We start from the raw sequence: 24,916 nt of genomic DNA, 5'->3' as shown, positions 1-24,916 counted from the left end.
CCCGCAGAGGCGGCCAGGGCTCCGCAACGCACCGGGGGGACCGGTCCGTTCGGACCGGTCCCCCCGGGAGTTGGTTCCTGAGCCTTCTTCAGCGCTCAGTGCATGACGGCCATGGCCAGCGCTCGCCGGGCGCGCAGGGAGACGCGCTCGGCTCGCCGCTGCATGCGCCGGGCGGCGACCAGGCGCACGGCGTGACGCTCGGCGTCCACCTCACGCATGCGGTCGTCCATATGGGCACGGGCCAGGGCTTCTGGGATGAGTTGCATTTCGCGGGTCCTGTTCTGACGCGAGGTGATCGCGCCGGCGGTGATGAAGTCTGCGGTGGCGGCGCCGTGCGGCTGCTCGCTCGTGGTGGCGTAGGGGGACATGAGGGCCTGCTTCAGGGGGTCGTGCGTCAGGGGGCGGTCGATGGTTCCGTGGGCGGTCATGCCGCTGCAACCGGGTTCTTGCGCGGACGGCCACGGGGCCGCTTGCGGGCTACGACGACACCCTGGACGAAGAGCTCTCCACCCCAGACGCCCCAGGGCTCGCGGCGCTCGAGCGCACCGGCGAGGCAGGCCTCGACCAGCGGGCAGGTGCCGCAGAGGGACTTGGCGTACTCGACGTCCGCCGGGGACTCCGCGAAGAAGACCTCCGGGTCGTAGGTACGGCAGGCGACGGGGACGCCGAGGTTCTCGATGGCGTCGTCGAGCGCGGTGAGCGCGGTGAGCGGGGTCAAGGTGGAGTCCTCCGGGACGGGGGGCGCGATCTTTTGGGTCTGAGTTACGGACGGGGCGTGCGCTTCGAGTTGCACGGTGGTTTCTTCCTCGTCTTGGTCGACTAGTCGTACCGGCCGGTTGGCCGGGGTCGGCTGGTACCTGTTCTGCCAGTCCCGAGGCCCCTTCGTTCCGTCATCCCCGTTCGGGGACAAACAGAAGGGCCGCGGATCCCGGGTGGGGTTCCGCGGCCCTGAAGGCGCCGGCCTGATCGTCAGATCAGGCTGGATCACTCCAGGGTTCGAGCCCGCGGAAGGCCCACATCAGGTGGTGCTGCTGCTTCTTCGTCTGCTTCGTCTGGGATCCGGCACCGGCTGCGGCGGCGAAGCCATAGGCGCCATGCGCCCCTGCTTCCACTGCCAGTACTGCCACCGGTGCCTGGGTCGGTCGCTCATTGCGCTCACTGACGAGCAGCGCGGCGGGCGCGGCCGTCAGGGCAGGGCTGTCGACGGAAATCGTGGACAGACCGGTACCCAGGAGCGGAAGGAGCGAGGAGGAGCCGAGCGTGCAGGAAGCGGCAACCGAGCGATCGGTCATTTTGGTGAAGGTCTTGGAGCTGGTCACTGGTTTCGCCTCCTCTCGGCGTCTCGGGGACTCGGCCCGAAGGCCAGTCCCATGCGTATTCGGATAAGTACAGCACGGATCCAGGGCTTCGGAGAAGCCACCGTTTCCGTTGCTAAGAACCTATGGGTCTTCGCTGGGCATGTGCAAACTATTTTTCCGACGAGTTTCTACGCGTCGTCAGAATCCGCGGCCTCGGGGTCCTGACCTGCACAGATGGCCAGCACGTCGACTCCGTACCGCTCAAGCTTGCGGCCGCCCACTCCGGAGATCATCGAGAGCTCGCCCTCCTCGGTGGGCGCGGCCTCCGCGATCGCCATCAGGGTCTTGTCGGTGAAGACGCAGTACGCGGGCAGCCCCTGCTCCTTCGCCTGGTCCGCGCGCCAGTCCCGCAGCCGCTCGTAGAGGCCCTCGTCCATGTCGGACGGGCAGTCCTCGCAGCGCATCAGCTTGAGCTCGCCGGCCTCGGTCAGGGTCTTGCCGCAGACCCGGCACAGCACCGGTCCGCGGCGTCCGCGCTTGCGGGCGCCGCGCTCGATCGTGCCGTCCGCCCGGGCGCCCGGGACCGCGGAGCCCGGCCTCAGGCCGTTCAGGAAGCGGCTGGGGCGTCGGGAGGCCCGGCCGCCCGGAGCGCGGGAGAGGGCCCAGGAGAGCGTCAGGTGCAGGCGCGCCCGGGTGACGCCGACATACAGCAGCCGGCGCTCCTCCTCCACCTGCTCGTCGGTCTTGGCGTAGGTGATCGGCATCATGCCGTCGGTGAGGCCCACGAGGAACACGGAGTCCCACTCCAGGCCCTTCGCGGCGTGCAGGGAGGCGAGGGTGACTCCTTGGACGGTCGGCGCGTGCTGGGCGGCCTTGCGCTCGTCGAGCTCGATGGTGAGGTCCGCGAGGGTGGCGCCGGGCCGGCTGCGGGCGAAGTCCTCCGCGAGCCGGACCAGCGCGGCCAGGGATTCCCACTGGTCGCGGACCGCGCCGGAACCGGCCGGCGGCTCGGTGGTCCAGCCGGTGGAGCTGAGCACGGCCCGGACCTGGGAGCCGAGCTCCACGATGTCGTCCAGCAGCGGGTCGTTCCCCCCGGAGCGGGCGGCTCCGCGCAGGGCGAGGATCGCCTTCTGCACTTCGTTCCGCTCGAAGAACCGCTCGGCTCCGCGCAGCTGGTAGGGGACTCCGGCGTCGGCGAGGGCCTGCTCGTAGACCTCGGACTGGGCGTTGATGCGGTAGAGCACCGCGATCTCGCCCGCCGGGACGCCCGCGGCGATCAGGTCCCGGATCCGGCCGGCGACGCCCTCGGCCTCGGCGGGCTCGTCGGGGTACTCGGCGTAGACGGGGTCGGGTCCGGTCTCGCGCTGGGAGACCAGCTCGAGGCGGTGTTCGGCGGCGCGGCCCTTGGCCTGGTTCAGCAGCCCGTTGGCGAGGTGGACCACCTGGGGGGTGGAGCGGTAGTCGCGGATCAGCTTGACCAGGGTGGCCTGCGGGTAGCGGGTGCGGAAGTTCAGCAGGTGGTCGGGGGTGGCGCCGGTGAAGGAGTAGATCGTCTGGCTGGCGTCGCCGACGACGCAGAGGCTGTCGCGCTCGCCGAGCCAGAGGTCCAGCAGCCGCTGCTGGAGCGGGCTGACGTCCTGGTACTCGTCGACCACGAAGTGCTGGTATTGGGTGCGGATCTGCTCGGCGATGTCGTGGCGGTCCTGGAGGATGCCGACGGTGAGGAGCAGCACGTCCTCGAAGTCGATCATGCCGCGGTCGCGCTTGAGCTGCTCGTACGTCCCGTAGATCTGGGCGATCTCGGCCGTGTCCCGGGGCGCCTCGCGGCCGGCCTTGCGGGCGGCCGCCGGGTAGTCGGCGGGCACGGTCTGGGTGACCTTGGCCCATTCGATCTCGCCGGTGACGTCGCGCAGCTCGCTCCGGTCGAGCCGGATGCGGCAGCGCGAGCCGGCCTCGGCGACGAACTGGATCTTGCGCTCCAGCAGCCGGGGCACCTCCCCGCCGACCGCCTTGGGCCAGAAGTACTGGAGCTGGCGCAGCGCCGCCGAGTGGAAGGTCCGGGCCTGGACCCCGCCCGCGCCCAGCTGGCGCAGGCGTCCGCGCATCTCGCCCGCGGCCCGGTTGGTGAAGGTGACCGCCAGCACGCTGGCCGGCATGAGCTGGCCGGACCGGACTCCGTAGGCGATGCGGTGGGTGATCGCCCGGGTCTTGCCCGTCCCGGCGCCGGCGAGCACGCACACCGGCCCGCGCAGGGTCGTCGCGACCTCGCGCTGCTCCGGGTCGAGGCCCAGGAGCACCGCGTCGGCCGAGTCGACGCCGGCAGTGAAGGATGGGGAGTGCGTTGCTGCTGTCACCCCGCCATGCTGCCAGGTCTCGTGGGCCGGGCGGGAAACTCGTCCACAGGCCGCCCGCATTCGTCGTACTTACGGGCCGGGAATGGGGGCGCGCTCCCGTACGTTCGAGTACTCGGACCACCGACGCCCCACGAAGGAGAGCGCAGCATGCAGGACACGGGCACCGTCACGATGTACAGCACGACCTGGTGCGGCTACTGCCGCCGGCTGAAGACCCAGCTGGACCGGGAAGGCATCGCGTACAACGAGATCAACATCGAGCTCGACCCGGCGTCCGCGGCGTTCGTGGAGAAGGCGAACGGCGGCAACCAGACCGTTCCCACCGTGCTCGTGAAGTCCGCTGCCGGCAGCGAGTCCGTGATGACGAACCCGAGCCTGGCCCAGGTCAAGCAGGCCCTCGCCGTCTGAGCGTGGCCCCCGTGAGCGACAGAAAGGCCCCCGCCGTGCGGCGGGGGCCTTCTGCTGTGACGGATGTGACGGATGCGGCGGATGTGACAAACGTTACGCCGACGGCCGCGGCAGCGGCTCGCCGTACCAGAGCTCGACCAGACGGGCCGCGATGGAGATGCCGCCCGCCGGGGGCAGCACCTCGCCCGCCTCGATCGCCGCGCGCAGGTCCTCGCGGGAGAACCAGCGGGCCTCCTCGATCTCCTCGCCGTCGGCCGTGATCTCCGAGCTGACGGCCCGGGCGGTGAAGCCCAGCATCAGGCTGTACGGGAAGGGCCAGGGCTGGCTGGCGACGTACTCGACCTCGCCGACCTTGACGCCCGCCTCCTCCCACACCTCGCGGATCACGGACTGCTCGATCGACTCGCCCGGCTCCACGAAGCCCGCGAGGGTCGAGAAGCGCCCCTCCGGCCAGTGCACCTGGCGGCCCAGCAGCGCGCGGTCGTGCTCGTCGGTGACCAGCATGATCACCGCCGGGTCGGTGCGCGGGTAGTGCTCGGCCCCGCAGCCCGGGCAGCGCCGGATGTGCCCGGCGGCCGCGACCACCGTGCGCTCGCCGCAGCGGGAGCAGAAACGGTGCATCCGCTGCCAGTTCTCCAGCGCGACCGCGTGCACCATCAGCCCGGCGTCGCGGTGGGAGAGCAGCAGCCCCGCCTCGCGCAGGCCGGCCGCGCGGGCCGACTGGTCCATGCGGCCCGGCAGCGAGTCCTTCTGCAGCGCGAAGTACCGTACGCCGTCCTCGTCCGTGCCCAGGAAGTAGCGGTGCGTCTCGGTGACGGGCGCCTCGAAGGCCGGGGTCATCACGATGCCCGTGCCGCCGTCGGGGGTGTCGTCGATCAGGACCTGGCCGCCGGAGACGACGAACACGCGGGTCGTCGGGTGGCTCCAGGCAGCGGCGAGCCAGGCCTCGTCGAGACGGTGGTGCGCGGCGCGGTCGATGCCGCTGGCCGCGGCAAGCGAGATCGGGCGCTCGGTATGGGTGCTCACGTTACTTTCCAACTCCCCCGGTGGGTGGGACAGGCAGGCTCGGTAAGACGGGTACGGGTGTGCGGTGTGGGTGTCAGGCGGGTGTCCAGTGGGCGGCGAGGTCGCCCCAGAGGTACGCGGTCGTCTCGACGCCCTTGAGCAGGAGGTCGAGCTCCACCTTCTCGTTCGGCGAGTGCCAGCCGTCCGAGGGCACGGAGATGCCCAGGAAGAGGACCGGCGCCGCCAGCACGTCCTGGAGGTCCGCGGCCGGCCCGGAGCCGCCCTCGCGGGTGAAGCGGACCTTCTGGCCGAAGGCGCGGCCCATGGCCCGTACGACGGACTGCAGCGCCGGGTGGTCCAGCGGCGTCAGGCACGGTCGGGTCGGGGCGCCGAAGGTGATGGAGTGCCGGATTCCGGCCGGGATCCGTGCGTCGACCCAGTCCCTGACGGCGGCCTCGACCTCGTACGGGTCCTGCCCGGACACCAGGCGGAACGACAGCTTCAGGTGCGCGGAGGCGGGCACGATGGTCTTGCCGCCGGGGCCCTGGTACCCGCCGCCGATGCCGTTGACCTCGGCCGTCGGGCGGGCCCAGACGCGCTCCAGGGTGGAGTAGCCGGCCTCGCCGGCCGCCGCGTGGGACTTGGCCGTACGGAGCCACTCGGACTCGTCGAACGGCAGCTCGGCGATCAGCGCCCGCTCCTCGTCCGTGAGCTCGGCGATGTTGTCGTAGAAGCCGGGGATCGTGACCCGCTCGTCGGCGTCGTGCAGGGCCGCGACGAGGCGGGCGGCGACGGTGGCCGGATTGGGCACGGCGCCGCCGAAGGCACCCGAGTGGATGTCCTGGTCGGGGCCGTGCAGATCGATCTCGCAGTCGGCCACGCCGCGCATGCCGGTGCACACGGTCGGGGTGGTCTCGGACCACATGCCGGTGTCGGAGACGATCACGATGTCGGCGGCGAGCTCGTCCGCGCGGTCCTCGACGAGGGCGCGGAAGTGGGGGGAGCCGGACTCCTCCTCGCCCTCGATGAGGAGCTTGAGGTTCACGGCGGGGGCGGCGGCGCCGGTGGCCGCCAGGTGCGCCCGTACGCCCAGGGTGTGGAAGAACACCTGGCCCTTGTCGTCGGCGGCCCCGCGCCCGTACATCCGGCCGTCCTTGACGACCGGCTCGAACGGGTCGGTGTGCCAGCCGTCGGCGAGGGCGGCGGGCTGCACGTCGTGGTGCCCGTAGACGAGGACCGTGGGGGCGGCGGGGTCCTCGGCGGGCCAGTGCGCGAAGACGGCCGGGGCGCCGGCGGTCTGCCAGACCTCGGTCACCGGGAAGCCGGTCTCCTTGAGCTTCGCGGCGAGCCAGTCGGCGCTGCGGCGTACATCGTCGGCGTGCTCGGGCTGGGCCGAGACGGACGGGATGCGCAGCCAGTCGGCGAGGTCCTCCAGGAACGCGGCGCGGTGGCTGTCGATGTACGTGCGGACCACGCTGTCCGCCGGGGAGTCGCTCATGCCCACGAGCCTAGCCGTCCCTCTGCCGGCCGCTTTCCGTGTCCGGTTCGCCTTGGAGGATCCGCTCAAGGCGGGCCCGGCCGGGGAGGTTGCGGGGCCGGATGACGCGGCCGCTGCGGACATGGAGGAAGGCTGCGGTGACCCGGTCGAGGGGCGTGCCGGTGGCTTCCGCCCAGGCCAGGCGGTAGACGGCGAGCTGGAGGGGATCGGCCTCGGTCGAGCGGCCGGTCTTCCAGTCGACGATCTCGTACGCGTCGCCGCCGGTGTCATCGGTCTGCTTGTACACCGCGTCGATCCGGCCACGGATCACACGGCCGGCGAGGGTCAGCTGGACCGGGGCCTCCATGCGGTACGGGGGCCGGTCGCCGTACGGGCTGCGCTCGAAGGCGGCCTTGAGGGAGTCGAGGTCGGCCTCGTCGGCGATCTCCTGGTCGGAGCCGGGGAGCTCGGTGGCGGGGTCGAGGACGTCGAGGAGGGGCAGGGGGAGCTCGTCGAAGCGGGACTCGACCCAGGCGTGGAAGCGCGTGCCCTGGCGCGCCGCGGGTTGCGGGGGTTTGGGCATGGGGCGGGCGAGGTCGCGTACGAAGCCCTGCTCGTCGGCGGCGAGCCGCAGCAGTTGGCTGGCGGAGAGGGAGGCGGGCAGCTCGACGTCACGCACCGCCCGGCGGGCACGGCGGAGCTCGCCCTCGAGGGCGTCGAGGTCCCGGTCCCACGAGGCGACGGCCCGTGCCTCCTCGGGGCTGAGCCCGTCGCCCCCGGCGGGGGCCCAGCCGTCGGCCTCCGGCCACAGGTCCTCGTCGGCCGGGGCGGCGGACGCGGCGGACGCCGCCCGGCTCTCCTCGGGCTCCGGCCACGGCTCCTCGCCGCCGTCGGTGTCCGGCGCGGCGGTATCGTCCGGCCAGGGGTCCTCGCAGTGCGGGGGCCAGAGGTAGGGATCGGCCGGGTCCGGGTCCGGGTCCTGGTCCGCGTCGCGGGGCGGGGCGGCCAGGTGGGACTCCACCAGCGCGGCCGCCGCGCGGCGCAGGGCCAGGGAGTCCGCGTCCAGGGGGAGCGGCCAGGAGTGGTCCTGGTCGGCGGCGGTGGCGAGGGCCGGGTTCTGCGCGTCGGGGGCCGGGGCGTCGGCCCAGGCTTCGATCTCGCCGTGGCCCGCGGCGCAGTGCGCGTACAGCGCGTCCAGGAAGGCGGACGGCCCGCGGCGCTTCTTCTGGGTCGGGCCCCACCAGTGGCCCGAGGCCAGCAGCAGGGACCGCGGGCGCGTGAAGGTCACGTACCCGAGGCGCAGTTCCTCCGTGGACTTGTGGTCCTTCAGGGCCGTCTTGAAGGACTTCAGACCGGCCGAGGTCCACGCGGGATCCCCCGGCAGGGTCGCCGCGTCGCCGCGCAGTCCGTACGGCAGGACCTTCGCGTACGAGGTCCAGGCCTCCGGCGCCTTCTCCTTCGGGAACGCGCCCGCGCACAGGTCCGGGACCACGACCACGTCCCACTCCAGCCCCTTGGACTTGTGGGCCGTGAGCACCTTGACCGTGTTCTCCCCGCCGGGCAGCGCGTGGTCGAGGCCCTTCTCGTACTGGGCGGCCGTGCGCAGGAAGGCCAGGAAGGCCAGCAGCGACGCCTCCCCGTCCAGCGCGGCGAAGCCGGCCGCCACGTCCAGGAAGCCGGAGAGGGTCTCCCGGCGGCGGGCCGCCAGCGCGTGCGGGGACGCGGACAGTTCGACCTCGAGACCCGTCGTGGACAGGACCCGGTGCAGGACGTCCATCAGCGGATCCGCCAGCGAGCGCCGCAGGTCGCGCAGCTCCTGCGCCAGGTGCGCGAAGCGGACCCGGGCGTCGGCCGAGAAGGGCAGGTGGTCGTCCGGGGCGGACCCGCCGTCCAGGAACGTCTCCAGCGCGTCGGCCAACGACACGATCTCCGCGGGGTCCACGCCCTCCACCGCCGCCGCGAGGCGGTCGTCCGGGTCGTCCCCCGAGGCGGGCGCGCGGCCGATCAGCAGCCGGGCGCGGCGGCCCAGCAGCGCCAGGTCCCGGGCGCCGATCCGCCATCGCGGGCCGATGAGCAGGCGTACCAGGGAGGCGTTGGCCCCGGGGTCCTGGAGGACCTCGCAGACGGCGACCAGGTCCGCGACCTCGGGGAGGTGGAGCAGGCCGGAGAGCCCGACGACCTCGACGGGCACGTCCCGGTCCACCAGCACCGCCTGGATCCGCGCGAAGTCCCCCGCCGAGCGGCACAGCACGGCGATCTCGCGGGGCTCCGTGCCCGTACGGACGAGGTGCGCGACGGAGTCGCCGAGCCAGTCGAGCTCCTCGGCGTGGGTCTCCAGCAGGGCGCAGCAGACCTGCCCGTCGTACTCGGCGCCGGGCGCGGGCCGCAGTGCCTCGACGCCCTCGTGCATCGAGCGCAGCGGGGCGGCGAGTTCGTTGGCGAGGTCGAGCAGGCGGCCGCCGCTGCGCCGGTTCTCGCTCAGCGAGTAGCGGGTGGCGGGGCGGTCGTCGGCGTGCCGGAAGTGCTCGGGGAAGTCGTCGAGGTTGGCCACCGAGGCCCCGCGCCAGCCGTAGATCGCCTGGCAGGGGTCGCCGACGGCGGTCACGGCGTGGCCGGTCCCCCCGCCGAAGAGGCCGGACAGCAGCAGCCGCTGCGCCACCGAGGTGTCCTGGTACTCGTCGAGCAGCACCACGCGGAACTCCTCGCGCAGCAGCGCCCCCACCTCGGGGCGGGTGGTGGCGAGCCGCGCCGAGAGGGCTATCTGGTCGCTGAAGTCGAGCAGGTCGCGGGAGCGTTTGGCGGTGCGGTATCGCTCGGTCAGCTCCAGCAGTTCGAGGCGGCCGCGCACCGCCTCGGGGACCTTGCGCAGGTCTTCGTTGCTGAGGTTGGTGTCGGCGAGGGTGGCGAGGAGCCCGGTGTCGTAGGCGCGCAGCGCGGCCGGCTCGACCAGGTGCTCGGACAGTTCGGCGTCGAGCGCGAGGAGGTCGCTGACCAGGTCGGGGACGGACTTCGTGAGGGCCGGGTACGGGCCGGGGGCTTCGCGGAGCACCTTCGCGGCGAGCTGGAAGCGGGTGGCGTCGGCGAGCAGCCGGGCGCTGGGCTCCAGGCCGATGCGCAGGCCGTGGTCCTTGAGGAGCTGCCCGGCGAAGGCGTGGTACGTGGAGATGCGCGGCTCGCCCCCGGCCGCGTCGGCCTCGGCCGGGGAGGGGTCCGGGTCGCTGATGCCGGCCCGCGCGAGGGCCTTGCGTACCCGCTCGGCGAGCTCGCCCGCGGCCTTGTTGGTGAAGGTCAGGCCGAGGACCTGCTCGGGCGCGACCGCGCCGGTGCCCACCAGCCAGACCACCCGGGCGGCCATGACGGTGGTCTTGCCGGAGCCGGCGCCCGCCACGATGACCTGGGGGGCGGCCGGGGCGGTGACGCAGGCCATCTGTTCGGGCGTGAAAGGGATGCCGAGGAGCTCTTTGAGCTGCTCGGGGTCGGTGAGGACGGACGGACGCGCGGACACGTAAAGAGGCTAGCCGCCCCCGCTGACAGCCCCGACCGTCCTGCTCACTCCACCGTCTGGCGGCCCTCCGGGCGGGCGCTGCACGAGCTGCGGAAGGAGCAGTGGTCACAGTGCTTGCCGGTGGCGGGCGCGAAGCGCTCGTCGAGGACGCGCCCGGCGGCGGTGGCCAGGAGGTCGCCGACCCACTCCCCGGCCAGCGGCTCCTGGGCCTGGATCTTCGCCGCCGTGTCGCCGCCGTCGCGCTGGGCGGCGCCCTGGCGGAGCTGGACGAGCTCGGCGCCGCCCGGTTCGGGGCGCAGGCCGTCGAAGGCCTCGTCGACGGCGCCCTCGCGCACGGCGAGCTGGTAGACGGCGAGCTGGGGGTGGCGGGCGACCTCGTCGCGCGTCGGGGCGGACTTGCCGGTCTTGAAGTCGACGACGTACGCCCGCCCCTGCGGGTCCGCCTCGACCCGGTCCATGGAGCCCCGGATGCGCACGGCGTACTCGCCCGCTTCGAGCGTGACGTCGAAGTCGTGCTCGGTGGCCACGGCCGCGCGGCCGCCGCGGTCGGTGGTGTGCCAGCGCAGGAAGCGGGCCAGGGCGGCGCGGGCGTTGTCCTTCTCCTGGCGGGACTTCCAGGGCGCGTCGAAGGCGAGGGAGTCCCAGACCGAGTCGAGGCGCTCCATCAGCACGGCGAGGTCGGCGGGGGTGCGGCCGGAGGCGACCTCGTCGGCGAGGACGTGGACGACGTTGCCGAAGCCCTGGGCGGCGGTGGAGGGGGTGTCGGCCTTGACCTCGCGGCCCAGGAACCACTGGAGGGAGCAGGTGTTGGCGAGCCGGTCCAGGGCGCTGCCGGAGAGGGCGACGGGCCGCTCGCGGTCGCGCAGCGGGACGCTGCTGCGGGTGGGCTCGTACAGGCCCCACCAGCGCTGCGGGTGCGCGGCGGGCACCAGGGGGCGGTCCTCGTCGTCGGTGAGCACGGCGAGGCGGGCGAGGCGCCGGGCGGCGGCGTCGCGCAGGGCGGGCGGGGCGGCGGGGTCGACGGTGGTGGCGCGGAGCTCGGCGACGAGCGCGGGGACGGCGAGGGGGCGGCGGGGGCGGCCGGTGACGTCCTTGGGGGTGACGCCGAGCTCGGAGAGGAAGCGGGAGGGCTGGTCGCCGTCGTCGGCGGGGGCCTTGACGGCGGTGACGACGAGGCGGTGGCGGGCGCGGGTGGCGGCGACGTAGAAGAGCCTGCGCTCTTCCGCCAGGAGCGCGCCGGGGGTGAGGGGCTCGGCGAGGCCGTCGCGGCCGATGCGGTCGGCCTCGAGGAGGGAGCCGCGGCGGCGCAGGTCGGGCCACAGCCCGTCCTGCACGCCGGCGACGACGACGAGGGACCACTCCAGGCCCTTCGAGCGGTGGGCGGTCATGAGCCGGACGGTGTCGGAGCGGGTGGCGCGGGTGGTGAGGGTGTCGGCGGCGATGTCCTCGGCCTCGAGCTGTTCGAGGAAGTTGAGGGCGCCGCGGCCGCCGGTACGTTCCTCCGCGCGGGCGGCGGTGTCGAAGAGCGCGCAGACCGCGTCGAGGTCGCGGTCGGCGTTGCGGCCGGCGGCGCCGCCGCGGCGGGAGCCGCGCTCCAGGCGCTGCGGCCAGGGGGTGCCGTCCCAGAGGGTCCAGAGGGCCTCTTCGGCGGTGCCGCCGCCCTGGAGGAGTTCGCGGGCCTTGCGCAGGAGCAGGCCGAGGCGTTGCGCTCCGCGGGCGTAGGCGGGGTCGTGCGCGACGAGCCGCTCGGGTTCGGCGAGGGCGCGGGCGAGCAGTACGTCGGAGGGCGCGGGCGTCCTGACCCCGGCGGCCCGCTCCTCGTCGCGCAGCGCCCGCCCGAGCCGCCGCAGGTCGGCGGCGTCCATCCCGCCGAGCGGCGACGCGAGCAGCGCGAGCGCCGCCTCGACCCCGACCCACCCCTCGTCGTACCCCCCGCCCTGCGGCCCCGCCCCGGTCGCGTCCGCGGCGGCGGCGCCGGACGTCCCGGCGGGCTGTCGGCCCGCGGGGGCCTCGGCCCCGGACTCGACGGGGCCGCCTGCGGCGGGCTCGGCCGCACCGAGCCCCTCGCCCGGCTGCGCCGGGCCACCGGCCTGCGCGGCTCCGCCCCCGGCGGTCGCACCGGCGGAGCCGGGCCCCTCGGGAGTGGCCGCCACGGCCGGGTCGGCTGCGCCCGGGGCGGGCTGTGCGCCCGCGTGCGCCCCGGCTCCGCCGGAAGCGCCCTGCCCTCCGGCGAAGCCGGAACCCGAGACCCCGTCGGCGGAGCCGGAAGGCCCGTCGGCGGAAGCCGCGAGCCCCACCGCGGAGCCGGGAGCCCCGTCGGCCGAGCCGGAGCCCGTCTCGGCGGAGCCGGGGGGCGGCGGGGCGGCGGCGGTCGGGACCGGGGAACCCCCCGGGAGGGGAAGGGCGGCGGTGGCTGTCGTGCGCAGGGCCGTCAGGAGGGGGGAGACCGCGGGTTCGTGGCGGAGGGGGGTGTCCGCGCCGTCCGTCTCGGCCGGGACTCCCGCCGAGATCAGGGCGCGGCGCATCGTCGGCAGGGTGCGGCCGCCGGCGCGGACCAGGACGGCCATGTCCCCCCACGGCACGCCGTCCTCCAGGTGCGCCCGGCGCAGGATGTCGGCGATGTTGTCCAGCTCGGCACCGGCCGTCGGGTAGGTGAACACCTCCACCCGCCCGCCGTCCCGTACGGGCCGCAGGTCGCGGTGGGCGCGGACCGCCACCGCCGGGAGGCGGGGCATCGGCATCCGGGCCGTGAGCTGCCGGGTCGCCGCGAGCAGGCCCGCGGACTGCCGGCGGGAGACGGTCAGCGCGCGCACGGCGGCGCCCGGGAACGCGCCCTCGAAGTCGAGGATGTTGTTGATGTCCGCGCCCCGGAAGGCGTAGATCGACTGGTCGGGGTCGCCGAAGGCGACCAGCGTGCCCCCGGGCCCGGCCAGGGCTCGCAGCAGGCGCAGCTGGGAGGCGTCGGTGTCCTGGAACTCGTCCACGAAGATCACGTCGTACGAGGAGGAGAGCGCCGGGGTGCGTTCCGCCAGCAGCACCGCGCGGTGCAGGAGTTCCGCGTAGTCCAGCGTGCCCTGGAGGTCCAGGACGTCGAGGTACTCGGAGAGGAAGGCCGCCGCCGCCTTCCAGTCGGGGCGGCCGATCCGGTGGGCGAAGTCGGACAGGGCCGCCGGCCCCAGGCCCAGCTCGCGCGCGCGGGCCAGCACGGCGCGGACCTCGTCCGCGAAGCCGCGGGTCGTCAGCGCGGCCCGCAGGTCGTCCGGCCAGCGGATCGAGCGGAGCCGGCGCTGGCCCTCCAGGAGGGTGCGGACCATCACGTCCTGCTCGGGCCCGGACAGCAGCCGCAGCGGATCCGCGAACAGGTCGGTGTCCTGGTGGGCGCGGACCAGCCCGTAGCAGAAGGAGTGGAAGGTGGTGGCCTGCGGGGCGCGCGCGCCGCCGAGGCGCAGGGCGGCCCGGTCGCGCAGTTCCACGGCGGCCTTGCGGCTGAAGGTGAGGATCAGGATCCGGGCGGGGTCGGTCCCGGCCTCGACGCGGGCCGCGGCCGCCTCGACCAGCGTGGTCGTCTTTCCGGTGCCCGGTCCGGCCAGGACGAGCAGTGGTCCGCCGGTGTGGTCAACCACAGACTGCTGCGCTGCGTCCAGCACAGGAGGATCCACCTGTTCCGGCCCGGTGCGCACCAGGCGGTACGCGTCAGGGGTCCGCGTACGCCGCCGCTCGGCGCGGTCGGAGGAAGAGGTGTTCACGTGAGGTGCCGGTCCTGGTGGGTCTGCGGTTGCTGGCGCTGCTGGCGTTGCCGCGACGGCCGAAGCCGAAGCCGAAGGGGCAACGCTACGCCAACCGGCGCGTGCCGCGCAGTTCCCTCAGGGGTGCCGTCCGGCCCCGCGGGTCGCTCGTACGGGCCTTCGTACGTCCCTTCGACCGCCCGTTCGGGCCGCGCATGGCCGAAGCTGTCAGGTGTGACCTTCGTCCTGTCCGGCGGCTCCGTCCCAGCGGGCCCGCCGCATGTCCAGCCGCGGCTCGCCGGCGCCGGTGAGCCGCAGCGGGGTGGCCTCGGCGCGGTAGTTCTCCAGCGCGCGCCGCTCGCTGCCGGGCAGGGGGCGGCCGTCCGCCCGCACCACGCGCCACCAGGGCACGGCTCCTCCGTACAGGCCCATGACGCGGCCGACCTGGCGCGGTCCCCCCTCGCCGAGCCACTCCGCGACGTCGCCGTACGTCATCACCCGGCCGGGCGGAATCCGCTCGGCCACCTCCAGCACCCGCTCCGCGTACGCGGGCAGCTCCTCGCTCATTCAGCACAGGGTGCCGCACCCGGGCCGGCGAGCGAACGACAACCCCTCGGAAGCTTTGGTTCCGCACCGGCACGCACCCTGATGCCCCGCATGCCCGCCGGTCCGTGCCACCATCTTCCGGGCGGTGACTGGTGATACGTGATCAAGAAGAGATGGAAGTGACGGCGAAGGAGCAGGGTGTGAGCCCTCCGAACGGCGCGGCGCGGGGCGGGGACGCGTGCCCGGACAACGGCACGCGACACCCGGATCCCGACGGCGACCCGTACCCGGGCGCGGCCCGGGACTCCGGCGCCGAGCCGCACCCCGACGCTGCCCAGACCCCGGCCCAGGCCCCGGCCCAGACCCCAGCCCCGGCCCAGACCCCAGCCCCGGCCCCGGCCCCGGCCCCGCCCCCCGAGGTCTGCGCCGAGGCCGCAGCGGACCCCCATCCCGACGACCCGCCCGGCCACACCCCGACGGCGGCCGACCGGGTCGAGGTGGACGAACCGCTGCTCGCCGCCCGCGTGCACCGCCCCTCGGACCTCGTACGCCTCCTCGCCGGCGTCCTCGGCATCGCGATCGTGCTCGGCCTCGCCGCCTTCGCCCACGGCACCACGGCCGGCCTGGAGCAGGACATCAGCAAGGGCACCGGCCAGGCGCCGGACGTGCTGATCAAGGTCGCGGGCCTGGTGTCCTCGATCGCGGTGCTCCTCGTCCCCGTGGCCTTCGCCATCGAGCGGCTGATCAAGCGCGACGGGCTGCGCATCGCCGACGGCGTCCTCGCCGCCGTCCTCGCGCACGGCGTGACCCTCGCCACCGACCTGTGGGTATCCCAGGCCGCCCCCCAGACCATCCAGGACGCCCTCACCCGCTCCGCCGGAGCCGGCGGGGCCCTCACCGATCCGGTGCACGGCTACCTCGCGCCCGTGATCGCGTACATGACGGCCGTCGGGATGACCCGGCGGCCGCGCTGGCGGGTCGCCCTGTGGGTGGTCCTGCTGCTGGACGCCTTCGCGATGCTGGTCGGCGGCTACACCACGCCCTTCTCGATCATCCTGACGGTGCTGATCGGCTGGAGCGTCGCGTACGGAACCCTGTACGCGGTCGGCTCGCCGAACGTCCGGCCCACCGGACAGAACCTCCTCGCGGGGCTGCGCCGGGTCGGCTTCCAGCCGGTCAGCGCGATGCGAGCGGATGCCTCCGAGGGGGACGGCTCCGACGTCGGCGACCGGGGGCGGCGCTACCACGTCACCCTGGAGGACGGGCCCGCGCTGGACGTCACCGTCGTGGACCGCGAACAGCAGGCGCAGGGCTTCTTCTACCGGGTCTGGCGTCGGCTGACCCTGCGCGGGATCACCACCCGGCGCAGCATCCAGTCGCTGCGCCAAGCCCTGGAGCAGGAGGCCCTCCTGGCCTACGCGGCCATCGCGGCCGGGGCGAACGCGCAGAAGCTGATCGCCACCTCCGAGCTGGGCCCGGACGCCGTGATGCTCGTCTACGAGCACCTGGGCGGACGGAGCCTCGACGCGCTGCCCGACGAGGAGATCACCGACGAGCTGGCCCACAACGCGTGGGAGCAGGTACGGGCCCTCCAGTCGCGCCGGATCGCGCACCGCAGGCTCACCGGGGACGCGCTCGTGGTGGATCGTTCCGGCAAGGTCATCCTCACGGACCTGCGGGGCGGCGAGATCGCGGCCGGCGACCTGGTGCTGCGCATGGACATCGCGCAGCTGCTGACCACGCTCGGCCTGCGGGTCGGCGCGGAGCGGTCGGTGGCCTCGGCGGTGGCGGTGCTCGGGCCCGACGCGGTGGCGGACTGCCTGCCGCTGCTCCAGCCGATCGCGCTGAGCCGCTCCACCCGGGCGACCCTGCGCAAGCTCGCGCGGGAGCGGGCGGACCGGGAGCGGGAAGCCGTGCTGGAGTCCTCGCGGGCGGCGAAGGCGGCGCGCGGGGCGGGGACGCCCTCGACCAGCCCCGCGGCCGAGCGCAAGGCCGAGAAGCGGGCGCTGGACGACGCCCTGGACGAAGCGCGGGAGGAGGACCTCCTCAGCCAGATCCGCCGGCAGGTGCTGCTGATCCGCCCGCAGGCGCCGGTGGAACCGGCCCGGCTGGAACGGATCCGGCCCCGCACCCTCGTGTCCTTCATCGCGGCCGCCTTCGGTGCCTACTACCTGCTCACGCAGTTCGCCGACGTGCAGTTCGGGACCATCATCGGGGAGGCCCAGTGGGGCTGGGTCGGGGCGGCGCTCGCCTTCTCGGCACTCAGCTACTTCGCCGCCGCGATGAGCCTGCTGGGCTTCGTGCCGGAACGGGTGCCGTTCCTGCGGACGGTGCTCGCGCAGGTGGCGGGCTCCTTCGTGAAGCTGGTGGCCCCGGCCGCGGTCGGCGGCGTCGCGCTGAACACCCGCTTCCTCCAGCGGTCCGGGGTGCGGCCCGGTCTCGCGGTGGCGAGCGTGGGCGCCTCGCAGCTCTTCGGGCTGGCGAGCCACATCCTGCTGCTGCTGTCCTTCGGCTACCTGACCGGGACCGAGAAGACCCCGGAGATGACCCCCTCCCGGACGGTCATCGCCGGTCTGCTGACGGTGGCGGTCCTGGTGCTGGTGGTGACGGCGGTGCCGTTCCTGCGGAAGTTCGTGGCGGACCGGGTACGGGCGCTGTTCGCGGGCGTGGTGCCGCGCATGCTGGACGTGCTGCAGCAGCCGCAGAAGCTGGTGACCGGCATCGGCGGCATGCTGCTGCTGACCGGCTGCTTCGTGATGTGCCTGGACGCCTCGATCCGTGCCTTCGGCGGCGGCCAGGCCATCAGCTACGCGAGCATCGCGGTGGTCTTCCTCGCGGGCAACGCGCTGGGGTCGGCCGCGCCGACGCCGGGCGGCATCGGCGCGGTGGAGACCACGCTGACGCTGGGCCTCGTCGCGGCGGGTCTGGACAAGGAGGTCGCGATCTCTGCGGTGCTGCTGTTCCGCACGATGACCTTCTGGCTGCCGGTCCTGCCGGGGTGGATCTCGTTCAACTTCTTGACGCGCAAGGAAGCCATCTAGCTCCGCTGGTGTACCGGGGGTGCTGCGCCCGGCGCGGCCGGGCGGGGGCTACCCGTTCGGCTCATGGCGCGGGCGGCCGACGCGCCGGGCCCACAGGATGGGGGCATGCCGAGAAACGCCCTTCGGATCACCACTGCCGCCGCCCTCGCCACCGCGCTGCTCACCACCAGCGCCTGTTCCGACGGCGGGGGGAAGGACAAGGAGACGAAGGACGGCAGCGCCCAGAAGGTCAAACCCCTCAAGTGGGGGGACTGCGAGGCGCCCACCGCGGACGAGGGCGGCGGGCAGACGCCCGGCAAGGACTGGAAGTGCGCCACCCTCGACGTTCCGCTCGACTACTCCAAGCCCGAGGGCGAGACCATCCCGCTCGCCCTCATCCGCGCCCAGGCCCGCGACAAGAAGAACCGCATCGGGTCCCTCGTCTTCAACTTCGGCGGCCCCGGCGGCTCCGGCATCAGCACCCTGCCCGGCGCGGCCACCGAGTACGCGGCCCTGCGCGAGCGCTACGACCTGGTCAGCTTCGACCCCCGCGGGGTCGGCCGCAGCGCGCCCGTCCGCTGCGAGGGCGACAAGCAGCTCGACGCCTACTACGCCTCCGACTCCACCCCGGCGACGCCCGAGCAGGAGAAGCGGTTCGTCGACAACATCCGCACGTACCAGCAGGCCTGCGAGGAGAACTCCGGCAAGGTGCTCCCCCACGTCGGCACGGAGAACGCCGCCCGCGACCTGGACCGCGTCCGCCAGGCCCTCGGCGACGAGAAGCTCCACTACTTCGGCATCTCCTACGGCACCGAGCTAGGCGGCGTCTACGCCCACCTCTTCCCCAAGAACGTCGGCCGGGCCGTCTTCGACGCCGTCGTCGACCCCACCAAGACCTCCGAGGAGGGCGCGCTGGGCCAGGCCAAGGGATTCCAGCTGGCCCTCGGCAACTTCGCGCAGGACTGCGTGAACCGCGGCGACGCCTGCAGGCTCCAGGGCAGCACCGCCAAGGAGATCGAGGACAACATCATCAAGCTCCAGAAGGACCTGGCGCTCAAGCCGATCCCCGGCGCGGGCGGCCGCCCGCTCACCGAGAGCTCGGCGACCAACGGCATCGCCCAGGCCCTGTACTCCAAGGAGCTGTGGCCGCTGCTGGAACAAGGGCTGGACGAGGCCGACGGCGGACAGGGCCAGCTGCTCCTCGCCCTCTCCGACGCGCTCAACGGCCGTGACCAGCAGGGCAAGTACAGCAACATCGGCGCCGCGAACACCGCGATCAACTGCGCCGACTCCAAGGAGCGCTTCACCCTCGCGCAGACCAAGTCCAAGCTCCCGGGCTTCCGTTCGGCCTCGCCCGTCTTCGGGGACTTCCTGGGCTGGGCCATGATGAGCTGCACCGACTGGCCGGTCACGGGCGCCTGGGACACCCCGGACGTGTCCGCCCCGGGGGCCGCCCCGATCCTGGTGATCGGCAACACCGGCGACCCGGCGACCCCGTACGAGGGCGCGCGCAAGATGGTGGAGCGGCTCGGCCCCGGCGTCGGCGTGGAGCTCACGTACAAGGGCGAGGGGCACGGCGCGTACAACAGCGGCGACAAGTGCGTGCAGCAGGCGGTGAACTCCTACCTGCTGGACGGGAAGGTGCCGGGCGCGAACACCGTCTGCACCGCGGCCTGACACACGCCGAAGGGGCCGCACCGCCTGAGCGGTACGGCCCCTTCGGCGCGCTGCTAGTAGACCGGCTTGTCGGGCTCGATCTGGTGGACCCAGCCGATCACGCCGCCGCCGACGTGCACCGCGTCCGAGAAGCCCGCGGACTTCAGGACCGCGAGGACCTCCGCGCTGCGGACGCCCGTCTTGCAGTGCAGCACGATCCGCTTGTCCTGCGGCAGGTCCTGGAGGGCGGTGCCCATCAGGAACTCGCCCTTGGGGATCAGCTTCGCGCCGGGGATCGAGACGATCTCGTACTCGTTGATCTCGCGGACGTCGATGATCTCGATGGGCTCGTCGGTGTCGATCCACTCCTTGAGCTGCTTCGGAGTGATCGTCGAGCCGGCTGCCGCCTCCTGGGCCTCCTCCGACACGACGCCGCAGAAGGCCTCGTAGTCGATGAGCTCGGTGACGGTCGCGTTCGGACCGCAGACCGCGCAGTCGGGGTCCTTGCGGACCTTGACCTGGCGGTACTGCATCTCCAGGGCGTCGTAGATCATCAGGCGGCCGACCAACGACTCGCCGACGCCGGTGAGGACCTTGATGGCCTCGGTGACCTGGATGGACCCGATGGACGCGCAGAGCACGCCCAGCACGCCGCCCTCGGCGCAGCTCGGGACCATGCCCGGCGGGGGCGGCTCCGGGTAGAGGCAGCGGTAGCACGGGCCGTGCTCGGACCAGAAGACCGAGGCCTGGCCGTCGAAGCGGTAGATCGAGCCCCACACGTACGGCTTGTTCAGCAGCACGCAGGCGTCGTTGACCAGGTAGCGCGTGGCGAAGTTGTCCGTGCCGTCGACGATGAGGTCGTACTGGCTGAAGATCTCCATCACGTTCTCGGCTTCGAGCCGCTCTTCGTGAAGGACCACGTTCACGTACGGGTTGATGCCCAGCACGCTGTCACGGGCCGACTCGGCCTTGGAACGGCCGATGTCCGCCTGGCTGTGGATGATCTGGCGCTGCAGGTTCGACTCGTCGACCTCGTCGAACTCCACGATGCCCAGCGTGCCGACGCCGGCCGCGGCCAGGTACATGAGGGCGGGCGAGCCGAGGCCGCCCGCGCCCACGGCCAGCACCTTGGCGTTCTTCAGGCGCTTCTGGCCGTCCATCCCGACATCCGGGATGATCAGGTGGCGGGAGTACCGACGGACCTCGTCAACGGTGAGCTCAGCAGCTGGCTCTACCAGGGGTGGCAGCGACACGGGGACTCCGTAGATGATTAAGTCTTAACGGTGGTTCTCCCGGTAACACTGCCACGCCCTTCTTCATTCCGAGACACCCGGTCCGATGCGCGAGACGATTTCGTCCCAGTACCCGGGCATCGATGCCCAGGGGTCCCGGTCCCCGGCCCCCCGCCGGTCCGTGAACCAGACGGTCCCGGCGCCCTGCCAGCGGGCGATCCGCACCGCCTCCTCCAGGTGGGTGCGGGGCACCCCGTGGACGAGGTGGCAGAACCGCTCCGCCGGATGTTCCGCGGTCCACTCGGCCACCTGGGACCAGCGGTAGTCGGCCCAGGCCCCTGAGAAGGTGACCAGTTGATCGGCCACCTCCGCGTAGCCCTCGTACGGGTGGGTGCCGTGCCCGAGCACGATCCGCAGGTCCTCACCGAGCCCGCGCACGGTGTCGGCCACCCGGCGCACCGCGGCCAGGTCCGTCTTGTCCGCGGGGGCCCCGGCCAGGTAGAAGCCGCCGACCCCGTACCAGTCCCGGAAGCGGTGGGCGTCGGAGACGAGCTCCCCGAAGGACCGCGAGCCGTCTCGCATGGCGAGATGACCCAGTACCGTGCCGCCCGCCCCCCGCAGCTTCGCGGCGGCCTCCGTGCAGTGCGGGTCGGGCCGGCCGCCCGGGCCGTCCGCGACGTTGAGGACGGCCCAGTGCAGCGGGGTGCCGGGGCGGGTCAGCTCCGCCCACTCGACCGGTGCGAGCAGCGGGTGCGCGTACCCGGGGATGCCGAGGCCGAGCCGGCCGGCCTCGGTGGCGGCCGGCGCGGCGATCCCCGGCGGGGTGGTCAGATGCGGCACGCCGCCTCCATCCAGATGTCGGCGAGGGATTCCTCCAGGTTGATCCGGGGCCGCCAGCCGAGCCGGTCCCGGGCGGTGCGGACGTCGGCCTGCTGCCAGGCGCCGCAGCCGTCCGGGTAGGGGTACGGGGGCGGGGCCGTCGCGGCGGCGAGCTGTTCGGGCGTCGCCTCGGAGCGCGGGGAGCCGATGGCGGCCAGGCCCGCCGGGCGGCCCGGGTGCGCGTGCGGCTGCTGCGATCCGCCGTGCGGGACGTCCAGTTCGTGCAGGGAACCGCCGTATCCGGCGACCCGCGCCAGTACGGCCGCCGCGTCGCGCAGCCGGACGGCGCGCCCGGTGCCGATGTTGACGACCCCCTGGGCGGCCGACAGCGAGGCGGCGTGCACGGCCCGCGCCACGTCCCGCACGTCCACGAAGTCCCGCTGTACGCCGAGCCCGCTGAGCTTGAGCTCGCCGTCCCCGGACTGCATGGCGCGCCGCATGGCCTCGGCGAGGCGGCCGAGCGGGGAGCCGGCCGGGGTGCCGGGGCCGACGGGTGAGAAGACCCGCAGGACGACGGCGTCCAGGCCCGAGCCGAGCACCAGCTCGGTGGCGGCCAGTTTGCTCACCCCGTACGGTCCGCCGGGTCTCGGCACGGCGTCCTCGGCCGTGGACGAGCCGGGCTGGCTGGGCCCGTACTCGGCGGCGCAGCCGAGCTGGACGAGCCGCGCCCCGCAGCCGCTGCGGCGCAGCGACTCGCAGATCGTGGCGACGGCGACGGTGTTGTGCCGGGTGAGCTCGCGGGCGCCGCCGCGGGTGGCGCCCGCGCAGTTGATGACGACGCCCGGGTGGACGGCGTCGAGGAACCGGGTGAGCGCGCCGGGGCTGCCGGTGGCGAGGTCGAAGCGCACGTCGGCGTCGTCGCCGCGGCCGAGCGCGGTGAGCTGGACGGCGGGGTCGGCGAGGAGCCGGTCCGCGACGTAGCGGCCGAGGTATCCGTTGGCTCCGATCAGCAGCACCCTCATCGCGCGGCCCCTTGGTTGGTTGGCTGACCGGTCATGTCCTGTTTCTCCTTGCTGGCTGGGTGGATAGGGGTACGGCGGGCGCTTGCGCGTCGGCTCCGAAGGGCGGTCCTAGGACCGGGTCGCGTGCGCCGACGCCCGGGAGAGCGCGAGCACCGCGTGTACGAGGAGCCCTGCCGCGGCGGCGAGCGGGCCCGCCGGGGTGGGGAGCAGGGCGAGGGCGAGGGCCGCGGCGACGGGCCCGCGCGGGGCGCCGTGCGCGAGCAGCAGCCGGGTCAGGAACAGCAGCACCGCGAGCGGTACGGCGGCGCCGAGCGGTGCGCCGGCGAGCGCGGCCGCCCCCGCGGCGGCCGCGGTGAAGAGCGCGACGGCCCCGAGCAGCAACGGGCGCACCCCGTCGGCGAAGTCCTCCAGGGCGCGGCTCCCGGCGAGCCTGCGCCGGGCGCGGGCCGCGAACACCGCGGCGGCCAGGTGCCCGGGGGCGACGGCCAGGGCGAGGGCGACGCCGAGGGGGACGCCGTGGCGGTGGCCGGCCCACCCGACGGCGGCCGCGGCGAGCAGGTGGAGCAGTGCCGGGAAGCGGCCCCCGGCGGCGGTCCGGCCGGGCCACACCAGGGCGGCGACGGTGCCGAGCGCGGCGACGGCCCCGGCCCCGGGCATCTGGGCGGCGGCCGCGCCGAGCGCGAGGGCGCCGGGCAGCAGGGCGTAGCCGAAGCCCCGTAGCGCGCGGGGCCCTACGGCGGGACCGGCGGGCGCGGCCTGCGGGACCTCGCCGCGCGGGGTGCGGGCGTACAGCTCCTCGGCGAGGGAGAAGACGTTCCGGTGGCGAAAGCGCGTGGCGGTGCGGTCGGTGATGCCGTGCGCCTCCAGTCCGGCGGCGATCTCCAGCGGGTCGACGGCCCGCTCGCACAGTTCCCGGTGCCGGTGAAGCAGCGCCTTGACGGGGTCGCCGCGCCGCCGCCCGGCGTTCGCGGCCCCGCCGGCGTTCGCGGCCCCGCCGGCGTTCGAGGCGCGCAGCCCCGGCAGCGGCGCCGCACCCGCGATGTCAGGGGTGGTCATGCCGTCGCCTCCGCGGCCCAGGTCGGGCTGGTCCAGTGGCCGGGCACCCGCGCCTCCGCGGGCTGCGCGAAGGGGACCTCGCCGTCCGGCCGCGCCGATCCGCGGGCCAGCAGGTGCAGGTAGATCTCCTGGAAGGCCTTCACGTTCTGCTCGACGGTGAACAGCTCCTGGGCCCGCGCCCGGGCGGCCGCGCCGAGCCGCTGCGCCCGCTCGGGGTCCCGCAGCAGGGCGAGGCAGGCGTCCGCGAGCGCCCGGGGGTTGCGGGGCGGGACCACCAGCCCGGTGCCGCCGATCACCTCGCACACCGCGCCGACGTCCGTGGACACGGTGGCGCGGCCGCAGAACATCGCCTCGGCCAGGGTGATCGGGAAGCCCTCGATCACGGAGGACAGCACGACCACCCGCCCGGCGCCGTAGGCGTCGGCGGGCGACGGGGCCTCGGGTCCGCCGATCTCCTCGAAGGTGACCGGGCTCTCCCCGGCCGTGACGGCGTCGGCGGCCTCGTCGGGGAACAGCTGCGCGGCCAGCGAGCGGCAGTCGGAGAGGTAACCCGGCGCCACGGCCGTCGCGAAGATCCGCAGCCGGGTCTGCGGCTCGGCCCTGCGCACCTCGGCGAAGGCGTGCAGCAGGGCGATGAGGTCCTTGGCCGGCTCTATGCGGCCGACCCAGACCAGGGTGTCCGGGTCCCCGCACCCGGGGTCCTCCCCGACGGTGGCGAATCGGTCCGCCTCCATCCCCGGGTAGACCGTCCGCAGCCGCGCCCGCGGCGCCCCGCACCGCTCCTGCCAGCGCCGGGCGTGGGCGTTGCCGGGGGTGAGCAGGTCGGCCCGGGCGTAGATCTCGCCGGCGAGCCGGATGTGGAAGGCGGCGAGCAGGGCCCGTACGGCGGGCCGTTCGTCGGGGCTGTGCTCCAGGTACTGGGCGCGGAGCTGGACCCCGTACTCGGTGACCAGCAGCGGCACCCCGAAGAAGCGTTTGGCCAGCAGCCCGGGGAGCGCCGCGACCCCGCCCGCCGCGGCGTGGCACACGTCGACCGCGCCCAGGCCGCGCTCCCCCTGCTCCTCGTACCAGTCGAGGGACAACGGCCGCAGCCTGCGCTCCAGTTCGTCCACGAAGGCCAGCAGGTCCGGCACCTGCGCCGCCTGTACGGCCCGGCTCGCGCCCGGGGCCCGGCAGGCCGACTCCACGGCGCGCACCGCCGTCTCGGAGCGCAGGGCCGCGTACAGCCCGCCCTGCTCCCCGGCGAGCTCGGCCAGGCCGTACAGCCCGGCCGCGAAGGGCTCGGCCTCCCCCGCGCAGATGCCCCGGACCAGGGTGGTGAAGCAGTCGGCGAAGCGCCGCCGCTCACGCCGCGAGTAGCTGCGCCCGTCATCGGCGGGGGCCCACAGGGGGGCGGTGCGGACCCGGGTCACGTGGTCCGGCAGCGACACCCGGCCGCGCTCCTCCTGTTCGGCGCTGCGGCTCAGTGCGTAGAGCTCGAACTCGTGCTGCGGGAGTCCGCGCACGAGCCGGTCGCACCAGAGCCTGGCCTCTCCCGTCGCATACGGATAACCACCTTCCGTGAGCAGTCCGATCCGCACGAGTGGCACCCCCGATCTCCCGTCTGGGCGGTCGCCGTCGGTCCGGCGACCCGCCGCGGAAGAACTCAAGCGGATCCGTCGAAGGCGGGGCGGGCGGGTGGGGGGGGCGGCCCCCGGAGGGGTGTAGTTGGGTTAATTTGCCGGAAGGTTGGGGGGGGAGCACCCAAGAAACAGTGTAATTTAAAAAAAAGACACAGGCGACGAAAATTTGAT

The 24,916-nt window shown here is 74.0% G+C and carries 17 protein-coding genes; 3 read left to right on the top strand and 14 right to left on the bottom strand.

What is annotated here, in order from left to right; all coding sequences use genetic code 11:
• Positions 1 to 95: 95 nt before the first annotated feature.
• The 4 genes from ACFWB8_RS24030 to ACFWB8_RS24015 form a co-directional block, all read right to left on the bottom strand.
• Positions 96 to 428: a hypothetical protein gene (locus tag ACFWB8_RS24030; protein ID WP_385230634.1), complete on the bottom strand. Its 333-nt coding sequence runs from the start codon at positions 426 to 428 to the stop codon at positions 96 to 98.
• Complete coding sequence (locus ACFWB8_RS24025; protein ID WP_385230631.1) at positions 425 to 793, bottom strand: WhiB family transcriptional regulator; 369 nt, start codon at positions 791 to 793, stop codon at positions 425 to 427. Before ACFWB8_RS24025 ends, ACFWB8_RS24030 begins: the two co-directional genes overlap by 4 nt.
• A 181-nt stretch (positions 794 to 974) precedes the next feature.
• Positions 975 to 1,319 carry a hypothetical protein gene (locus ACFWB8_RS24020; RefSeq protein WP_385230628.1) on the bottom strand — a complete coding sequence of 115 codons (345 nt, stop codon included), beginning with the start codon at positions 1,317 to 1,319 and terminating at the stop codon, positions 975 to 977.
• A gap of 167 nt (positions 1,320 to 1,486) precedes the next feature.
• Entirely contained in the window at positions 1,487 to 3,712 is a 2,226-nt protein-coding gene (locus ACFWB8_RS24015; RefSeq protein ID WP_385230625.1) for an ATP-dependent DNA helicase UvrD2, read from the bottom strand.
• Positions 3,713 to 3,799: 87 nt separating this feature from the next.
• Here ACFWB8_RS24015 and ACFWB8_RS24010 point away from each other — a divergent pair, with 87 nt between their 5' ends.
• Entirely contained in the window at positions 3,800 to 4,060 is a 261-nt protein-coding gene (locus tag ACFWB8_RS24010) for a mycoredoxin (protein WP_329379483.1), read from the top strand.
• Positions 4,061 to 4,153: 93 nt separating this feature from the next.
• Here ACFWB8_RS24010 and nudC read toward each other — a convergent pair whose 3' ends face one another.
• From nudC to ACFWB8_RS23985, 5 genes are all read right to left on the bottom strand, one after another.
• Positions 4,154 to 5,098, bottom strand: coding sequence for an NAD(+) diphosphatase (gene nudC, locus ACFWB8_RS24005; protein ID WP_385230622.1), 945 nt, complete (start codon positions 5,096 to 5,098; stop codon positions 4,154 to 4,156).
• A gap of 61 nt (positions 5,099 to 5,159) precedes the next feature.
• Positions 5,160 to 6,563, bottom strand: coding sequence for a dipeptidase (locus ACFWB8_RS24000; protein ID WP_385230619.1), 1,404 nt, complete (start codon positions 6,561 to 6,563; stop codon positions 5,160 to 5,162).
• Positions 6,564 to 6,573: 10 nt separating this feature from the next.
• Positions 6,574 to 10,047 (bottom strand): UvrD-helicase domain-containing protein, encoded by a 3,474-nt coding sequence (locus tag ACFWB8_RS23995; protein WP_385230616.1) that lies wholly within the window; start codon positions 10,045 to 10,047, stop codon positions 6,574 to 6,576.
• A gap of 44 nt (positions 10,048 to 10,091) precedes the next feature.
• Entirely contained in the window at positions 10,092 to 13,793 is a 3,702-nt protein-coding gene (locus tag ACFWB8_RS23990; RefSeq protein ID WP_385230613.1) for an ATP-dependent helicase, read from the bottom strand.
• Between the two features lie 207 nt (positions 13,794 to 14,000).
• Positions 14,001 to 14,339 (bottom strand): MGMT family protein, encoded by a 339-nt coding sequence (locus tag ACFWB8_RS23985; RefSeq protein WP_385230610.1) that lies wholly within the window; start codon positions 14,337 to 14,339, stop codon positions 14,001 to 14,003.
• 179 nt (positions 14,340 to 14,518) lie between these two features.
• On the opposite strand from ACFWB8_RS23985, the gene ACFWB8_RS23980 reads away from it, so the two are divergent.
• Together ACFWB8_RS23980 and ACFWB8_RS23975 are read left to right on the top strand one after the other, a co-directional pair.
• Positions 14,519 to 17,359 carry a YbhN family protein gene (locus ACFWB8_RS23980; protein ID WP_385230607.1) on the top strand — a complete coding sequence of 947 codons (2,841 nt, stop codon included), beginning with the start codon at positions 14,519 to 14,521 and terminating at the stop codon, positions 17,357 to 17,359.
• 105 nt (positions 17,360 to 17,464) lie between these two features.
• A complete protein-coding gene (locus ACFWB8_RS23975) occupies positions 17,465 to 19,015 on the top strand; it encodes an alpha/beta hydrolase (RefSeq protein WP_385230604.1) in 1,551 nt (516 codons plus the stop codon).
• A gap of 53 nt (positions 19,016 to 19,068) precedes the next feature.
• Here the strand turns inward: ACFWB8_RS23975 and moeZ are convergent, their stop codons facing one another.
• From moeZ to ACFWB8_RS23950, 5 genes are all read right to left on the bottom strand, one after another.
• Positions 19,069 to 20,247, bottom strand: a complete 1,179-nt coding sequence (gene moeZ / locus ACFWB8_RS23970; RefSeq protein WP_385230601.1) for an adenylyltransferase/sulfurtransferase MoeZ — start codon at positions 20,245 to 20,247, stop codon at positions 19,069 to 19,071.
• Positions 20,248 to 20,310: 63 nt separating this feature from the next.
• The gene (locus ACFWB8_RS23965) at positions 20,311 to 21,066 is read right to left on the bottom strand and encodes a spherulation-specific family 4 protein (protein ID WP_385230598.1); all 756 of its coding nucleotides are present in this window, start codon (positions 21,064 to 21,066) and stop codon (positions 20,311 to 20,313) included.
• Positions 21,054 to 22,067, bottom strand: a complete 1,014-nt coding sequence (locus tag ACFWB8_RS23960) for an NAD-dependent epimerase/dehydratase (RefSeq protein ID WP_385230595.1) — start codon at positions 22,065 to 22,067, stop codon at positions 21,054 to 21,056. Before ACFWB8_RS23960 ends, ACFWB8_RS23965 begins: the two co-directional genes overlap by 13 nt.
• A 108-nt stretch (positions 22,068 to 22,175) precedes the next feature.
• Positions 22,176 to 23,123: a hypothetical protein gene (locus tag ACFWB8_RS23955; RefSeq protein WP_385230592.1), complete on the bottom strand. Its 948-nt coding sequence runs from the start codon at positions 23,121 to 23,123 to the stop codon at positions 22,176 to 22,178.
• Positions 23,120 to 24,703 (bottom strand): DUF3492 domain-containing protein, encoded by a 1,584-nt coding sequence (locus ACFWB8_RS23950; RefSeq protein WP_385230687.1) that lies wholly within the window; start codon positions 24,701 to 24,703, stop codon positions 23,120 to 23,122. The genes ACFWB8_RS23955 and ACFWB8_RS23950 overlap by 4 nt, the downstream gene beginning before the upstream one ends.
• Between the last annotated feature and the right edge of the window lie 213 nt (positions 24,704 to 24,916).

This window comes from Streptomyces sp. NPDC060031, from assembly GCF_042736805.1.
Taxonomy (GTDB): domain Bacteria; phylum Actinomycetota; class Actinomycetes; order Streptomycetales; family Streptomycetaceae; genus Streptomyces.
The sequence above is the reverse complement of the archived record's forward strand: the minus strand, read 5'-3'. Positions and strand labels throughout refer to the sequence as shown.

What these genes read in the sequence shown, in the direction of transcription:
- ACFWB8_RS24030 (WP_385230634.1), bottom strand. Translation starts at nt 428, where the DNA reads ATGACCGCCCACGGAACCATCGACCGCCCCCTGACGCACGACCCCCTG.
- ACFWB8_RS24015 (WP_385230625.1), bottom strand. Translation starts at nt 3,712, where the DNA reads ATGCGGGCGGCCTGTGGACGAGTTTCCCGCCCGGCCCACGAGACCTGG.
- ACFWB8_RS24010 (WP_329379483.1), top strand. Translation starts at nt 3,800, where the DNA reads ATGCAGGACACGGGCACCGTCACGATGTACAGCACGACCTGGTGCGGC.
- ACFWB8_RS24000 (WP_385230619.1), bottom strand. Translation starts at nt 6,563, where the DNA reads ATGAGCGACTCCCCGGCGGACAGCGTGGTCCGCACGTACATCGACAGC.
- ACFWB8_RS23985 (WP_385230610.1), bottom strand. Translation starts at nt 14,339, where the DNA reads ATGAGCGAGGAGCTGCCCGCGTACGCGGAGCGGGTGCTGGAGGTGGCC.
- ACFWB8_RS23975 (WP_385230604.1), top strand. Translation starts at nt 17,465, where the DNA reads ATGCCGAGAAACGCCCTTCGGATCACCACTGCCGCCGCCCTCGCCACC.
- ACFWB8_RS23960 (WP_385230595.1), bottom strand. Translation starts at nt 22,067, where the DNA reads ATGAGGGTGCTGCTGATCGGAGCCAACGGATACCTCGGCCGCTACGTC.
- ACFWB8_RS23955 (WP_385230592.1), bottom strand. Translation starts at nt 23,123, where the DNA reads ATGACCACCCCTGACATCGCGGGTGCGGCGCCGCTGCCGGGGCTGCGC.